Origin of the sequence: Francisella sp. Scap27, from assembly GCF_013394105.1 — a bacterium.
Taxonomy (GTDB): Bacteria; Pseudomonadota; Gammaproteobacteria; order Francisellales; family Francisellaceae; genus Francisella; species Francisella adeliensis.
In genome coordinates, this window is record NZ_CP041326.1 from 1,384,564 (window position 1) to 1,400,999 (window position 16,436).

The following is a 16,436-nucleotide window of genomic DNA, read 5'->3' on the forward strand; positions in this document are numbered from 1 at the left end:
TTTTCTAGTGTCTAAAGTGTCTCATACCAGTAAAGATCATTGTGATACCAGCTTTATTTGCTGCATCAATAACTTCTTGATCATTTTTTGAGCCACCTGGTTGGATAACTGCTGTAGCACCAGCTTTAATGCATTCTTCTAAGCCATCAGCAAATGGGAAGAAAGCATCAGAGGCAACTGCAGAGTTTTTTGCACTTTCGTGAGAATTTGCTTTCTCAGCTCCAATTCTAGCAGAATCAACACGAGACATTTGTCCAGCACCTATACCTACTGTTTGAGTATCACGAGCGTAAACGATAGCATTTGATTTAACAAATTTTACTGTCTTCCAAGCAAACATAAGGTCAGCCCATTCTTTTTCAGTAGGTTGGCGATCTGTAGCAACTGTGCAGTCTTCTATAGTAACACCACCGTTATCATAAGATTGAGATAATATTCCTCCATGAATGTTTTTATTAATCATACGATTAGATTTTGTATCGAATGTTTTACCTGTTTCTAGTACACGCAGATTTTTCTTCGCAGATAGTATTTCTAAAGCCTCTTTAGTGTAGCTAGGTGCGATTATTACTTCTAAAAACATCTTGCCTAAAGATTGAGCCCATTCTGCATCTACCTCACAGTTAAATGCTACAATACCACCAAACGCAGAGATAGGGTCACAAGAAAGTGCTTTTTTCCAAGCCTCATGAGCATTTTTACCAGAGGCAATACCACAAGGGTTAGCATGTTTGATGATTGCACAAGATGGCTCACTAAACTCACAAACCATTTCAAAAGCGCCATCAGCATCATTTAAGTTATTATAAGAAAGTTCTTTGCCTTGTAGTTGTTTTGCATTGGTGATGCTAACAGTATTTTTATCTGTAGAGTATACAGCCGCTTTTTGATGAGGGTTTTCACCATAGCGTAATACCTGCTCTAACGAACCAACTGTAAATAGTTTTTGAGGATGTTCTTCCTCTAGTTCTTTACTAAACCAATTAGCAATATGACTATCGTATTCAGCAGTGTGAGCAAATGCTTCTAACGCGAACTTCTTACGAGTGTTAAGAGTAGTGTTGCCTTCATTTTCTGACATCTCTTTTACTACTGTTGCGTATTGGCTTGGGCTTGTAAGAATAGTTGTGTGTTTGTGATTTTTTGCACATGAACGAACCATCGAAGGGCCACCAATATCGATGTTTTCAACGCAAGTATCATAATCTGCGCCAGAGTTTACTGTATTTACAAATGGATATAAATTCACTACAACCATATCAATGGCACCGATACTGTTTTCAAGCATTGCATCTAGGTGTTCTTGGTTGTCACGGTCAGCTAAAATACCTCCGTGAATTAGAGGGTGAAGAGTTTTTACTCTGCCATTCATTATTTCAGGGAAGTGAGTGTGATCAGAAACATCTGTAACATCAAGGCCTTCGTCTCTGAGGGCTTTTGATGTACCACCTGTTGAAAGGATTTGGACATTATATCTGCTTAACTCTTTAGCAAACTCAACTATCCCAGTTTTATCTGAAACAGACATTAAAACACGTTTTATTCTTTTAGACATTTCTCTTCCTTGTGGATTGTGATAGTGAAAGTAAAATTTGTGAGAATTATAACAATTTTAAGTATTAAAATATAGATTTTGTAATTGTGCCTTTAAACTATCAATTTAAAACTCATTTTTCGAGCTAGAAACAGTTGTTGATTTTGTGTAGTAAACTTTATACTAGCAAAATAATAGCTAATATATTAAAATAACACCATCTAAACTTTAATTTTCACAAGATTCAAATAGATGTCAAATATCGTAATTGTAGGTGCTCAATGGGGCGATGAAGGTAAAGGCAAGATTGCTGATACTTTAGCAGAAAAATCAGATCTAATTGTTCGTTACCAAGGTGGTAATAATGCAGGGCATACGCTAGTGGTTGATGGTAAAAAAACTTTCTTGCACTTAGTACCATCTGGTGTGTTACACAAACATACTAAATGTGTGATTGGTCATGGTGTAGTTGTTGATCCTATTGCATTAGATCAAGAAATCACTAGATTACAAGAGACAGGCATTTCTATTAGTGGTGAGAATTTATTTGTATCTGGTTCATGTACAGTTATTACTTCTTATCATAAAATTCTAGATGCAGTACGTGAAAATAGTGCTGTTGAAAAGATTGGTACTACAGGTAAAGGCATTGGTCCAGCTTATGAAGATAAAGTTTCTCGTAAGGGTATAAAGTTTGCTCATTTATTTGATAAAGAATTATTAAGGTCAAGACTAGAGTTAGCATTGATTGAAAAAGAAGCTTTGTTTAAAGATTTATATAAAGTTGATTATCCTAGCATAGATGAAGAGTTAGAAAGACTATATTCATTAGGTCAAAAATTAAGACAATATGCCGCAGATACTTTCTCTATAATAGATCAAGCAATAGCAGATGGTAAAAATGTAGTTTATGAAGGTGCTCAAGGTGTACTTTTAGATGTTGATTATGGTACTTATCCATTTGTTACATCTTCAAACACTTCTGTAGCAGGTGTTTACTCTGGTGCTACTACTGCAGGTGATGATCTTGATCATGTGATTGGTATCACAAAAGCATATGTAACTAGAGTTGGTGAAGGACCTTTCCCAACAGAGCTTTTTGATGATGTTGGTGACTTTATTCAGCACAAGGGTGGTGAGATTGGTGTAACTACTGGCCGTACGCGTAGATGTGGTTGGTTAGATTTGCCATTACTTAAGTATTCTGCGAAATGTTCAAACCTTACTTCTATAGCTATTACTAAGATCGATGTTTTGTCTGAGATGGATTCGTTGAAAGTATGTGTAGGGTACAAATATAAAGGTAAAGAAATTGATTGTGCTTATCCTGGTATAGATTTATATAAAGTTGAGCCAATACTTGTCGAGCTTGAGCCATTTACTATAGATGATGAGATTACTCTGGAAAATATGCCAAAAGAACTTAAAACATATTTAGATATTATCGAAAAGCATATTGGTATTCCTATTTCTGCATTGGCTTATGGTCCTTCAAGAGAGCAGATTTTGTTTTTAGAAGACTATTTTAATAGAGGTTAATCAGATGAGTTTTGCGGTAGATAATACTGAAGTATATATAACTGCTGGTGAGTTAGATAAAGAAATATCAAAACTAGCAGCTGAAATAAATAAAGATTTTGCTGGTCAAGAGATAGTCCTTATTTGTGTGTTAAAAGGCTCATTTATGTTTTTTGCAGACTTAACAAGAAAGCTTGATGTAGATCTTCGTACACACTTTGTTACAGCTTCATCGTATGGTTCTGGGACTGTTAGTTCTGGTAAGGTTATATCAACTATAGACTCTCTTAAAAAAGAGTATATAGAGGGTAAAAATGTTATTATTATTGAAGATATAGTCGACACTGGCCACACTTATCATAGATTGGTTGATGGCTTAAATCAGCTTGAACCTAAGACGCTAAAATTTGCTACTTTGCTATTCAAACCAGCAAGACTGGAAAGAGAAGTTGATTTAGACTATGTTTGCTTTGAGATTGAAGATAAATTTATTGTTGGTTATGGCTTAGACTATAACGATAGATATCGCCAATTACCTTATATAGGTTTGATGAAAAACCTATAGAACTGCCTAAAAACTAGTAACCTCTAGTGAAATTCTCTTTTAAGAAGTTTATTGCTAATTTCCAAGATCTTTGATCTGAAACTTTGTTGTATACAGTTCCAAATTCAATGTCATTTGCCTTAGGGTTAGTAAAAGCATGGTATGTGTTGCCGAAAGTGTGTAATTGCCAGTCAGCTTTTCTTGATTCCATCTCTTGTTGGAAGTTATACACATGTTCAGGTGTTACCATAGGATCATTATTGCCATGCAAGACTAAGACTTTAGATTCTATATTTTGTTCTTTAGTTATGTTTGACTGAAGAAGCCCATGAAAGCTTATTACAGCGTTTAACTCCATGTTTGCTCTTGCCATATCTAAGACACATCTACCACCTAAACAGTATCCTATTGCTGCAATATTTGATTTGTCGACTCGGTGCATTTTTCTAACAACACTAAAGGCAGCCCTTAATCTTGTCATAAGAGCATACTTATCCTCTAAAAGATTGTTCATTAAAGAGGCATTTTCATCCTTTGATTGTCCGACTTTACCATCACCATATAAATCTAAAGCAAAAGCTAGATAGCCTCTTTTTGCTAGTAGCATAGCCTTATCACATGCAAAACTATCTCTCCCAGCCCATGTAGGAGCTATAATGATAGCAGATAAGTGAGCACCTTTGTCTGGATAAGCACAGAAACCTTTTAAAAGTACATTATCAGCACGATATTCTATTTCTTTTGTAATAACCATTTTTAATATATAAGAAATCTTTTTAGATGGAGGTTATTATAAAGGCAAATGATAGTAAATGAAATGGATACTATAACTAAAAATACTAGAAATCACTGTGGCTTTGTTATACTTTGAAGCTAATTAAGAATATAGTTTGTTTTTAGCAATACTCACTATATAAAGAGCGCATATAATCGTTGTTATAAAGAAGCTAATAGGTACATCAATATAGTAGGCAGCGACAATACCAAGCCATACAGTCATGACGGATATAACACAGCTTAAAACTATCGGCTTATAAAAGCCATCTACCCACTGCGTTGCAATAGCTGCTGGACCTATAAGTAATGAAAAGACCAATAAAATCCCTACAACTTGACAAGCCATTGATACAGTGATTGAAATACATATAAATAAGAGTATAGATAGTAATTTGTTTGAGATATTTTTAGACTCAGCAAAAGTTGGGTCAATCGAAGATATAAATAGTGGTCGAGCAATAAAACCTAGTAAAATAACTGTAAATACTGCTAAGCCGAACAATACATATATTTGCTCGAGCGATACTGTGAGAATATTTCCCACAAGAATTGTCATCACAGAGCCAGAGTAACCATTTTGATATAAAAATAAAAAGTAAGTTCCTAGGCCTAAGAAAAATGTTAAAACAATTCCTATAGCGATATCATTTTTTTTGATTTTATCTCCAAATGCACCCATTAGAATACCGGCAAAGAGATTTACTATTAGTTGACCTGTAAGGGCTGAAAGATTTAAAAGAACAGCACCAGCAGCTCCAGTTAAACTTATATGTCCAAGAGCATGGGAAGCAAAAGAAAGTCTACGAATAATTACAAAGAAACTTATCAAACCACAAATAAAAGCAATAATAGTACCCGCTATAAAAGCATATTGCATAAAGGTATAGCTAAACACAAATATCCTCCTTCAAGCAAGGCATCTCATCACAATAGTGGCAATCGCCATCTTTAAAATGTATGAATGAATCAAGTTGAGTGCTTATTTCTTTCATATCGTGAGAGATTAGCAGTAAGGTGATATTTTCTTTTGCATGAATCTCTTTTAAGCAACGCAAAAACTCTTGCTTAGCATTTGGATCAAGATCTGATAATGGTTCATCTAGAAGCAGTATTTTGGGCTCATTAATAAGAGCTTGCATAAGATATATACGCTTTTTTTGACCACCTGACAAATCTTTGAAAGGTTGAGATATATAGTCTTGAGTTTGTGTCAAGTTTATAAGGTAACCTAACTTTTGCTTAAAGCTTTTATTAAAAAATGGCAATCCCCAAAAATTTGGTTTGTAACTATACTTTACAAGTGTTAGACCAGAAGTTTTTTCTTCATAATTGACATCTCTTTCTTGAGGAATATAACTTATCACATCAGTATCAAACTTCTTATCATCAATTGTTATTGTGCCAGATATACTAGGAATCTTACCAAGCATAGTTTTAAAGAAAGTTGACTTTCCAACTCCATTTTTACCAACAATACCAACCCAAGCATTAGTTGGGATGTTTAAATTGATAGATTTACTTAAAGGCGTATTTTTATAACCAATAATAAGGTTTTGGCATTTAATCATTTTTGGCGGTTTCTTCTACAGATTTTTTTGATTGAGCTAGTGCTTGTTGAGTTTCACTAAGAGTATCAACCATCCATGAAATAGCATCTTTATCTGTTGGCATAGTTTCAGTAACTCCAACAACAGGTATACCCTGTTTATTTGCTAAATCTAGAATGTTTTTGGTAGTATTGTCTGTTACTTGTTTGTTATAGAAAAGCACTTTGACTTCATTGTTTTTAAGTAAGTCTTGATAAGCAATCATCATTTTTGGACTTGGTTCAGAGTCATTCATAATCACCCATTGGAAGTCTAAACCTTTAGTTTCTAGACCAAGAGCTTCTTCCATATAACCAAATACAGGTTCTGTAGCTGTTACAGGTGTTCCAGAGTAGTCTTTTTTGATAGCTTCTACAAGGCTATCAACTGTTTTATATTTGTCGTTAAATTTTTTAAGGTTCTTTTGGTATAAAGAATCATCTGCCTTAACTGTGTCTATTTTTGAATAAACTTCTGTAAGTTTTTTAGCAAGAGCAGGGAAGGTTTCAGGCTTATACCAAAGATGTGGGTTTATACCAAGATTAGATGTTTTTTTGAATTCTGCTAAATCTTGAATTTTAATAACAGTAGCTTTTTCATTACTTTTTAATATTGGTTGTATCCATGAGTCATAATCAGCACCGTTGTATATAATTACATCAGCATTAGCTAGAAGCTTAGCATTCTTAACAGATGATATGAATGTGTGTGGGTCACCGTCGGCATTATTTATTATATTTGTAACGTTGACACTATCTCCGCCGATAAGTTTGGCAACACTACCGTACTGGTTTTCAGCTGCTACTACATTTAGTTTCGCATTTTCAGCGAATGCTGTGAATGAGAGGCTTACTAAAGCAAAAATTATTAAAAATATTTTTTTCATAATGGTATTGTTTGAGTGAGAGGTTTTAAAGAGAATGATAAGTTAAATAGGGGCAGTAGTAAAGTTTTATCAATTAGTCATTTGTATCTTTTATAAAAAGAGCAATGATAAATGATAAAAGCATGAGTAGAGGAATAATGCATAGAGCAATCTGGAATGAGTATAGGTCACCATGATGGTGTCCTAGACTTTGGATAACAAACCCGGTAACAGGCTGTAAAACACCACCACTTAAAGGCAAAAACATATTTACTAAAGCTAGTGCAGTAGCTATTCGGACAGGAGCGACACTCTTTCGTAAAGAAGAGTAATTAAGCACATGGACAGCCTGTATCCCACCAAAAAGTATGCATAAAATAAATGCTACATATAGACTGGTATTTAGGTAAAGAAGAGAGATAACTACAAATATTCCTAGCAAAGGTGCAAAAATCAGTGGCTTAGCTTCACTGTTTATAGCTGTTGCAATTATTCCCCATATGGGACTAAATATAGCAATACCAATGAAGATTAAAGAGGTACATAGCCCAGCTGTTTCTTGGGAGAATCCTATTAAACCAAGGTAACGGATTCCCCATAAGTCTGCAAATAGAACAGTAGTTCCATATATAGTAAAGCAGTAAAAACCGTGAAGCCATATTTGTTCATTTTTCATGATTTTTAAAAGGTTTTGGACTGCGCTAACTTTTCTTTTTTGTATTGCTGGCTTAGTTTCGTAGCTAGGGTGAATTTTGATTACAAAAATACTAAATAGAAGTAACACTACGGAAACTAAAAATACACCACTCATTATTACGGATATAGAGGTATATTTAGCCATAATTACCAAAGGACCGGCAGATAGTGTTGCACCAAGATATAAAAAAAACTGTGTAAAACCAGTAAATATTGGGAAATAACGGTCTGGTAACCATAGGGCAATACTTTTTAATGCACACAAAAATGCAAATCCACCACCTATGCCAGCAAGCACTCTATATAAGATAATCATATTGGGAGAGGTTGACATAGATGCTATGAAAATTGCAATTGAGAATATTATAGAGCTAGCTATCATAATTCTCTTGATACCGTATTTATCAACTAACATTCCAGATGGGATCTGAGCAACTACATAGCTTAGGTAAAAAGCTGAACTAGATAAAGACATTTGCTCAGGTGACATGTTATAGGGAAGAACAGCATATGAGTCGTAAAGAGCTCCGCTAGATGAACGAATAAAGTATTCAAGTGCGTAGAAGAATGCGCATATAAACCAAATTGAAATGCCTAGAGCTTTTAATCTTTCTTTATACATATTTATAGCAGCCTGTGTTAGAAGTATTTATGTAAAATATAAAGTACATACATTTATATTAGGCTATAGTTATGATGAAGGCAATAGATTTAGGTTTGATTTGAATAGTTGTTAGGAACTTTACTTTGTTGATATAGGGACTATTCGAGTGTTATTTCCTGATTCAAATATAGTTACTTCATCACCGACACTTAAACCTTTATTCTCTTCTTGAAGTACGGCGATAGATTTGCCAGTATTTAGTTGGATTACAAACTGAAATGCGGTAGAGGATGTGATTGCTTTTTCTGTAGCCCCACCTGCGACACCACCAACTAGAGCACCTCCAATTGAGCCAGCTATGCTTGTTAGCATGTTTCCACTACCAGCTAGAGCGCCACCAAGTCCACCTGCAAGACCACCAACACGAGCACCGACATTATCTTTGCCCTTTACATTTACTTTTTGGATATCTATGATTTTTCCTTGCATTACATTTGAGACCTGCCCGATTGAGCTGGCAGAATAGCTAGGATCATTACTAGCACAACTCGTTAAAAGAGTTGTTACAAGAAAAAATAAAAAGAATATCTTTTTCATAAATAAACCCTTAGTTTGAAAGTTTAGATGCTATATCTGAGACTCTTTTGCCAAGTGTTTTGCATATTTTGATTTCATCGTCAGATAGCGTTTTGTTTGTAGAAAATGTATTTAGGTGAGAGGCCCCATAAGGAGTACCTCCTGTACGAGTGGTTTCTAATGCTTGCTCGCTATACGGAACGCCAACAATTAAGCAGCCATGATGAATGAACGGTATCATCATTGATAGAAGAGTGCTTTCATGTCCTGCATGCATTCCTGATGCTGCGGTAAAAAAGCCTGCAGGTTTACCTATTAAGCTCCCTTTAAACCAAACATCGGCATGCTTTTCTAAGAAGTACTTTAATGGAGATGCCATATTTCCAAAATATGCTGGTGAGCCTACAATTAGGCCGTCGCAGCTTATAAGGTCTTCTTTAGATGCATACAAGTCGCCTGTTTCAGGAATAACAGGGTCTACCTGCTCTGTATTTGCGGAAAGATTTGGCACTGTTCTGAGAATAGCTGTTGCACCTGTAGCCTCTACTCCAAGAGCAATAGTTTCAGCCATTTTCTTTGTACTTCCACCTTGGCTGTAGTATAGTATTAGTATGTTTTTCATTGCTGTACTTCTATGTTTGATATTAAATTATACAAAAAATATTTACCAGTGTTTAAAAACTACTGGGTTTGGGTTATAAAAGAGTATCTTCGTAAAGATTGCCCCACTGTAGCAGCATCGATGACTCTTGCAAGTTTGTTTGCTATAGTACCAACTTTTTTTATTATAATAAATATTTTGAATACTTTTAATGTATTTAATCATCTTTCTGGTGAGATTCAGCAGTTTTTGTTCTCTAATATGCTTCCAGATACTGCAAACACAGTTCAACAGTATATTGTATCTATCTCAAGCAAAATGACTACACTACCTGTAACTTCGGTGTTTGTTTTATTGATAGTTATTTTTATGATGATAAAAAGACTTGAGAAAACTTTAAATAAAATATTTTATGTAAAAAAACAACGCTCATTGGTACAAAGTCTGCTTGTTTATTGGGCTTTAATGTCAATGGGGCCATTGCTTCTTGGTTTTATATTTATTTCGAGTACTTATGTGCTTTCGATGACTTTTTATTTTAAGGATGTCGGTTTAGAGCAGTATCTTTTAAGTGCCTTGTCGCTGATGTTTTTAACAGGTGGTTTTTTTGTAGTTTATAAGATTTTGCCAAACACAAAGATCAGCTCCTCTATAGCTTTAGCTTCAGCATTTATGATAGCAATAGTGTTTACTGTGGCGAAGAAAATATTTTCTCTATACATGATTTATGTACCGACATATTCTGTTATTTATGGCTCACTTTCTTTAATTCCTATATTTATACTGTGGGTATATTTAACTTGGCATATTACTCTTTTAGGTTCTGTGATGATCAGAGCAATACAGTATATGAAAATCACTTTTGATTTTAAAAGAGAAGTTAAAAATGATGATTTAAGCATAAGCATAAATATGCTTAGTGAGTTATATAAAGCACAGAAAGATTTATCTAATGGAGTATCTATAGATGACCTATATAAGAGGCTAGATATTGCTGACTATGATAAGATAAAATCTATACTGTATACCCTTGAGGAGCAAAACATTGTCCGTATAGGAGCACATGATATTTGTTATTTAAATTGCGATGTTTTTGATCTTAGTTTGAGAAAGATATATATCGCTTTCAATCCTACATTAAGTTTAAAAAATTCTTGTGTTACGGCATTAAATACAGTTAAATCAGATCTGTATCAAGACCTTGATATTAAACTATATGACTGTTTTAAAGCTGAAGGTGACTAAATGTTTATAAGTTTTCTAGATTACTCAGCATTGATAATCAATGTTCTATACACTATTTATTTGGCTAGACTAAAAATATGGTCATGGTCTTTAGGTATTGTCGGAGCGGTATTGTTACTAATTCTTTTTGCTATTAAGGGAACCTATTCTTTAGTTCTCTTACAGTGTGTATATGTTATATTTTTTAGCTACGGTTGGTATAAGTGGTATACACAAGGTATTGATAAGGGCGATCAAGTCATAAGATGGATGAAAGCGAAAGATTATATTCGTTATATTTGTTATCTTATAGTGCTTTGTGCTTTAGGAGTTGGTTTTAACTATATTACAGGTTCAAAAGATATTTTATCTACAGGATTGCTCACAGGTATTACATTTGTTGCTGTGATTATGACTATTGAAAAATTTATGGAAAATTGGATTATTTGGATAGTTTCAGATTTGTATTTTGTTGTTGTGATGTACCAGCAAGGTTTACATGGCCAAACGATACAAAACTTCATATTTTTCTTAACAGCAGTTTATGGTTTTTACTATTGGCATAAACATTCTTCCAAAGTAAAATGATAGTCAAAGTTGCTTTACAAGTTCCTCCTAATTATCTATTAGACTATAGTATCGATAGTGAAGTAAATCTTTTTGACAGAGTGCTTGTCCAAGTTGGAAAACGCCAGCTTATTGGTTTTGTTGTAGTTAAAGATGTTTCTATTGATTATCCAGTAGAGAAAGTTAAGCCAATTACTAAAATAATAGATAGCCCTATAAGTCTTGCAATACAGAAACTTATTTATTGGATAGCTGGGTACTATTGTTGTGATCTGTATAATGCTATTCGTTTAGCTCTACCTAATGATTTTTTCAAAAGCGAAATAATAAAGCCTCAAAAAGAGACTTTTATACTTAAAAATTCTCAAACACAAGAGGCAAGACTTACAGTAAAGCAACAAGCAGTATTAGATGTCTTTGAAGAGGATCAAGCAATTAAGTATGAAGACTTAAAGTCTAGGTTTTCACTCAATATTATTACTCGTCTAATAGATAAAAATATACTTATAAAAACTACAGAATTAAAAAGTATAGCTAGTTTAAACAGTGATCAAGACATAGCTAAAAAGCTTAATGAAGATCAACAAACTGCTTTTGAAATAATATCAAGACAAGCTAGTTTTAAGACTTTTTTGTTATATGGTGTAACAGGGAGTGGTAAAACAGAGGTTTATTTACAAGCTATTCAAAGAGTGCTTGATAAGGACAAACAGATTTTGGTGCTTATTCCCGAGATAAACCTTACACCTCAGACTCTTAAACGCTTTGAACTAAGGTTTCCTACTAACAAGATTGTTACGCTACATTCAAAAGTTTCAGAAAAAACTCGCCTTACAAGTTGGTTAAATATTCGTAATGGTGAAGCTGATATTGTCATTTCAACTCGTAGTGGAGTATTGTCAGATTTTAAGAGCCTAGGTATGATTATAGTTGATGAAGAGCATGATAGTTCTTTCAAACAACAATCTAGTACGATTCGCTATAATGCTAGAGATGTTGCTATTTATAGGGCTAGCCAGCTTGATATTCCTATAGTTTTAGGTAGTGCAACACCATCGATAGAAAGCTACTTTAACTGTAAAGTAGGCAAATATGAGTTACTAAAGCTTAAATCTAAAGCTCTAAATAATTTTTCAAATGAAGTCAGATTGATAGATCTTAAATCATCAATTGTTGATAATGGTATTTGTAGTATGTTATTTGATGAACTTGGGAATAACATCAACGCTCATAGTCAATCATTAGTTTTTATAAATAAGTTGGGCTTTGCTAAAGCATTGGTTTGTAAAAGCTGCAATGTTGCTGTGGAGTGTGAAAAATGTGATAAACCATATACACTACATACACACCCTTATCAGTATTTACAGTGTCATTTCTGTGGTACACGCAAGCCAATTGTTACAAGCTGTCAATCTTGTGATGAGGGAGAGCTTTTCACATATGGTACAGGTACAGAAAAGGTTCAATCTCGCATAGAGTCAAAATTTCCATATAATAAGATTATAAGATTTGATCGTAACAATATAAAAACAATAGATGACCTTGATGAAGTTAACAAAATGATTAGTTCAAATATGGTTGACGTGATTGTTGGTACACAAATGATTGCTAAAGGACACCATTTTGCAAATATCACATTAGTCGGACTCATAAATATTGACGCTGGACTTTACAGTACAGATTTTCATGCCATAGAGAAAACAGCTCAACTTATAGTGCAAGTTTCAGGAAGAGCAGGAAGGGCAGATAAACCAGGCAAGATTTTGTTACAAACATATCAGCCAGAAAATAAGTTGTTACAATTGTTGGTTAGTAGTGATTATTTGAACTTTTTAGACTACTTACTTGAACAGCGAGAATATGCAAAGTATCCACCCTACACATTTCAAGCACAAATTTTAGCAGAATCTCGTAATGAGCAAGTAGTACTGGAATTCTTAAATCAACTCTATGCTAAGCTAGCAAAAGTTGAGCAGGTTCAAATATCAAAACCATTGCCTGCATTACATTTAAAGAGAAATAATACTTACCGCTATAGTTTACTACTGACATCGAGTAATCGTAAACAGATAAACAGTATAGTAAGTTGGGTTAGAGAAAATGCTTTAAATGATGTATCTAGTGTTATTAAAGTATATTTTGATATTGATCCTATTGAATTAGCTTAGTGTTTTAACTTGGATAATTAGGGTGAATGCCACTATAATAGAGGTTATATTTTAGTAAAATAGTGAAACCAAGAATTTATGACTAAATCTGATATTCAATATGACCTACAGCAACTTATATTAAGTAAAGAGTTTTCTTCACAAAATGATATCTGTACTACGCTGTCTCAGCTTGGTTATGAAGTGAGTCAATCAAAAGTAAACAGATTGCTTAAAAACATTGGTGCTATTAAGGTTAAGAATAACCAAAAAACATTAGTATATAAGATACCTGATGAGCCAGCACCACCATTAATGTCTGATAATATATCTTCTTTGATAATGAAAATAATGGCAAATGAAGTGAATGTTATTATCGAAACTGCGCCGGGATCAGCTCAGCTCGTAGCTAGAGTATTGGACTACAATAAAAATAGTTTTGGTATAATTGGAATCGTCGCTGGAGATGATACGTTGTTTATTGCTCCCTCGACTATAAAAAATATAGAGAAATTAAGAGACAATATTGAGGAATTCCTTTTTTCAAAAGCTTAATATAGAAATTTGATTACTAACAGGCTTTAGTTATTAAGCTTTTGTTTGATTGATATGTAAGCATCTCTAAAGGATGCCCCTTTTTCAACAAGTCCATAAACTTCTTCGGTAGCATATAAGTCTGAGCTCATAGCCTGGGTAAGCTTTTCTTCATGAACATTCAAATTTGTGATTATTGAACTAATTAGTATAGAGGTATCCTCTATAAGCTCTAATGCTTCACAAAAAGGTACCTTGGTTAGCTGGTAATCACGATTATAGCCACTACCGACGCTATCTATTATTGAGTTAATTTGCTGCATAAAGCCATGATAGAGCTTTGCATTGCCTCGCATAATTTCAAAGAGGTCATAGTTGCGCTTTTGTGGCATGATCGATGAGCCAGTAGTATACAAATTATCTAAGCTGAAATATTTGAATTCGGACATCGTGAATATCATCATATCATTTGCAAAGCGAGAATAAATACTCATAGGATTAGAGAGAGTTTGGAGTATTAGTTTTTCAAAATACCCTCTTGAAAAAGCACAATATATTGGGTTTTCTTGTGTTTTAGTAAATCCTAAAATTTCAGTAGTATAGGCTCTATCATTTTTAAAATTTCTTATTCCAAAACCTGACGCAGAACCTAAAGGATTTTGGTCAATTATTTTATTGGTAGCATCAATTAGTATAAGAGTATCTTCTAGACTGTCGGCAAATGAATTGAGCCAAGTCCCAACGCTAGTTGGCATAGCTTTCTGCATATGAGTATAGCCAGGCATTAATGTGTCAAAATGTATCTCGGCTTTTTTACGTAAAGTACTAATATTGTCTTTAATCAATGTACCTATGGATTTTAACTTTTCTTTCATGAAAAGCCTAAGCATTACTAAGGACTGGTCATTTCTACTTCTGCCAGTGTGTATCTTTTTACCAATCTCACCATAATGAGCTGAAAGATATTGCTCTATAGCCGTATGCCCATCTTCCTGATCTTGAGTTATATTAAATTTACCATTCTCAGAAAGGTTTTGAATTTCATTCAAGCCTTGCTCTAGCTCTGTGAGCTCATTGTCGTTTATAATACCTGTTTTTGATAACATTTTTGCATGAGCTAAGCTCGCTTGTAGATCATATTTTAAAAGTCTCTGGTCATACAGATAGTCTTGACCTACGGTATATTTTTCAACAATATTAAGTAATTGATCTGAGCTCATTTGCCATAGTTTTTTATTCATAAAATTATTTCTTATTTTTCATGATTGAGTAAGCAGTACGTTGAGATAAGCTATGCAACTCTATAAATCCAGCAGAAGCGTTGTGGTTAAATAAATCACCACCGGCATCAAAAGTTGCAAGTTCAGCTTTAAGCAACGAAAAGGGAGATTCAACAGCTACAATCTCAAGGTTACCTTTATATAAAGATATTGTCACAACACCTGTTACCTTTTTATTTTGTTCATTTATAAATGAATGAATGTTATTCATTACTGGATTATACCATTGAGCGGCGTAATTTAGATAAGCCCATTTTGTATCGATAAAAGTTTTTAGTTCATTTTCTTCACGAGTTGAAACTAATTGCTCTAATTTTTTATGGGCTGAGATTATGATACTAGCACCAGGGTTTTCATATATTCCTCTAACTTTTAGGCCTATCAATCTATCTTCTATCAAGTTAAATACACCAACACCATGAGAACCACCAATCTCATTGCATTTTAATATGAGTTCAGCTAATGGTAGTAGTTGGTCGTTTAATTTGACAGGCAGACCCTCTTCAAAAGTTAAAGTGATATTTTGTTTTTCATCTAAAGCTTTTTCTGGGGTTTTACACCATTGTAATATATCTTCATTTGGAGCTATAAGGGTTGAGTCCTCAATTTCACCACCTTCTGCGGTGTTTCCCCACATATTCTCATCGTATGAGTAGGGTTTGCTTTTTTGTTGTTTTACTGGGATGTTATGCTTTTCTGCGTATTCCAACTCTTCTTCTCTTCCCATTCCCCATTCTCTAACTGGGGCAATAGTTTTGATATTATCATCAAGAGTTGTTAAGTAACTTTCAAAACGAACCTGATCATTTCCTTTGCCTGTGCAACCATGGGCAATCACTTGACAGTCGTATTTTTTAGCTACTTCTATTGCTACTTCAGAGATTATGACTCTACCTAGAGGGGTAGAAAGAGCATATCCTCCCTGATAGTCTGCATTAGCCTTAATTGCTTGGCTAATAATTTCATCAGCAAAACGAGTTTTTGCATCGTAGACTATAGCATCTTTAGCACCTAAGTTAAGAGCTTTAGCTTTTATTTCATTAAGGTTGTCAGCTACTTGCCCAATATCTATAGTTAATGCAATAACTTCAACCTCATATTTTTCTTGAATCCATTTAAGCATTACAGAAGTGTCAAGACCTCCCGAATATAGTAATAGGCAACGTTTGAATTCACCTTTTTTAGCCTCATGGCTGGCAACTTTTTGATATTTTTTAGGCATAGTTTTTTTACTTGTCTTTTTGATTATTTATTCATATTATCAGATAAAATGCCATATAAAAAGTACAAATTAAAATAAATATTCATAATCAGGGTTTTTAATTGCTGCAAAAAATAGGTTTTATAAATTGCTTGTGAGAGTTTCTTCGAAGCTTAAAGGGT

The 16,436-nt window shown here is 33.9% G+C and carries 16 protein-coding genes; 6 read left to right on the top strand and 10 right to left on the bottom strand.

Going from position 1 to position 16,436, the window contains the following annotated elements:
• Positions 1–4 precede the first annotated feature (4 nt).
• On the bottom strand, positions 5–1,555 hold the full coding sequence (gene purH, locus FLM55_RS06670) for a bifunctional phosphoribosylaminoimidazolecarboxamide formyltransferase/IMP cyclohydrolase (RefSeq protein ID WP_178948573.1): 1,551 nt from the start codon (positions 1,553–1,555) through the stop codon (positions 5–7).
• Positions 1,556–1,786: 231 nt separating this feature from the next.
• Between purH and FLM55_RS06675 the strand changes: the two genes are divergently transcribed.
• The gene (locus FLM55_RS06675) at positions 1,787–3,073 is read left to right on the top strand and encodes an adenylosuccinate synthase (protein ID WP_178948574.1); all 1,287 of its coding nucleotides are present in this window, start codon (positions 1,787–1,789) and stop codon (positions 3,071–3,073) included.
• A gap of 4 nt (positions 3,074–3,077) precedes the next feature.
• A complete protein-coding gene (gene hpt / locus FLM55_RS06680) occupies positions 3,078–3,617 on the top strand; it encodes a hypoxanthine phosphoribosyltransferase (RefSeq protein WP_112870688.1) in 540 nt (179 codons plus the stop codon).
• A 13-nt stretch (positions 3,618–3,630) separates the two neighbouring features.
• Here hpt and FLM55_RS06685 read toward each other — a convergent pair whose 3' ends face one another.
• The 7 genes from FLM55_RS06685 to wrbA all read right to left on the bottom strand — a co-directional run bounded on the left by FLM55_RS06685 (position 3,631) and on the right by wrbA (position 9,322).
• Positions 3,631–4,350, bottom strand: coding sequence for a dienelactone hydrolase family protein (locus FLM55_RS06685; protein WP_112870687.1), 720 nt, complete (start codon positions 4,348–4,350; stop codon positions 3,631–3,633).
• 123 nt (positions 4,351–4,473) lie between these two features.
• Complete coding sequence (locus FLM55_RS06690; RefSeq protein WP_178949087.1) at positions 4,474–5,250, bottom strand: metal ABC transporter permease; 777 nt, start codon at positions 5,248–5,250, stop codon at positions 4,474–4,476.
• 10 nt (positions 5,251–5,260) lie between these two features.
• Complete coding sequence (locus tag FLM55_RS06695) at positions 5,261–5,941, bottom strand: metal ABC transporter ATP-binding protein (RefSeq protein WP_178948575.1); 681 nt, start codon at positions 5,939–5,941, stop codon at positions 5,261–5,263.
• On the bottom strand, positions 5,934–6,845 hold the full coding sequence (locus FLM55_RS06700; RefSeq protein ID WP_178948576.1) for a metal ABC transporter solute-binding protein, Zn/Mn family: 912 nt from the start codon (positions 6,843–6,845) through the stop codon (positions 5,934–5,936). The genes FLM55_RS06695 and FLM55_RS06700 overlap by 8 nt, the downstream gene beginning before the upstream one ends.
• A gap of 73 nt (positions 6,846–6,918) precedes the next feature.
• Entirely contained in the window at positions 6,919–8,142 is a 1,224-nt protein-coding gene (locus FLM55_RS06705) for an MFS transporter (protein ID WP_178948577.1), read from the bottom strand.
• Positions 8,143–8,262: 120 nt separating this feature from the next.
• Entirely contained in the window at positions 8,263–8,721 is a 459-nt protein-coding gene (locus FLM55_RS06710; RefSeq protein WP_178948578.1) for a hypothetical protein, read from the bottom strand.
• Between the two features lie 10 nt (positions 8,722–8,731).
• Complete coding sequence (wrbA, locus tag FLM55_RS06715; protein WP_112870682.1) at positions 8,732–9,322, bottom strand: NAD(P)H:quinone oxidoreductase; 591 nt, start codon at positions 9,320–9,322, stop codon at positions 8,732–8,734.
• Between the two features lie 12 nt (positions 9,323–9,334).
• Here wrbA and FLM55_RS06720 point away from each other — a divergent pair, with 12 nt between their 5' ends.
• The 4 genes from FLM55_RS06720 to FLM55_RS06735 all read left to right on the top strand — a co-directional run bounded on the left by FLM55_RS06720 (position 9,335) and on the right by FLM55_RS06735 (position 13,794).
• Positions 9,335–10,546, top strand: coding sequence for a YihY family inner membrane protein (locus FLM55_RS06720; RefSeq protein ID WP_178948579.1), 1,212 nt, complete (start codon positions 9,335–9,337; stop codon positions 10,544–10,546).
• Entirely contained in the window at positions 10,547–11,113 is a 567-nt protein-coding gene (pnuC, locus tag FLM55_RS06725) for a nicotinamide riboside transporter PnuC (RefSeq protein WP_178948580.1), read from the top strand.
• Positions 11,110–13,260, top strand: coding sequence for a primosomal protein N' (gene priA / locus FLM55_RS06730; protein ID WP_178948581.1), 2,151 nt, complete (start codon positions 11,110–11,112; stop codon positions 13,258–13,260). Before pnuC ends, priA begins: the two co-directional genes overlap by 4 nt.
• A 78-nt stretch (positions 13,261–13,338) precedes the next feature.
• On the top strand, positions 13,339–13,794 hold the full coding sequence (locus tag FLM55_RS06735; RefSeq protein ID WP_178948582.1) for an ArgR family transcriptional regulator: 456 nt from the start codon (positions 13,339–13,341) through the stop codon (positions 13,792–13,794).
• A 26-nt stretch (positions 13,795–13,820) separates the two neighbouring features.
• On the opposite strand, the gene argH is transcribed toward FLM55_RS06735, so the two are convergent.
• Complete coding sequence (gene argH / locus FLM55_RS06740) at positions 13,821–15,014, bottom strand: argininosuccinate lyase (RefSeq protein ID WP_178948583.1); 1,194 nt, start codon at positions 15,012–15,014, stop codon at positions 13,821–13,823.
• Positions 15,015–15,018: 4 nt separating this feature from the next.
• Positions 15,019–16,275 carry an argininosuccinate synthase gene (locus tag FLM55_RS06745; RefSeq protein WP_178948584.1) on the bottom strand — a complete coding sequence of 419 codons (1,257 nt, stop codon included), beginning with the start codon at positions 16,273–16,275 and terminating at the stop codon, positions 15,019–15,021.
• Positions 16,276–16,436 lie beyond the last annotated feature (161 nt).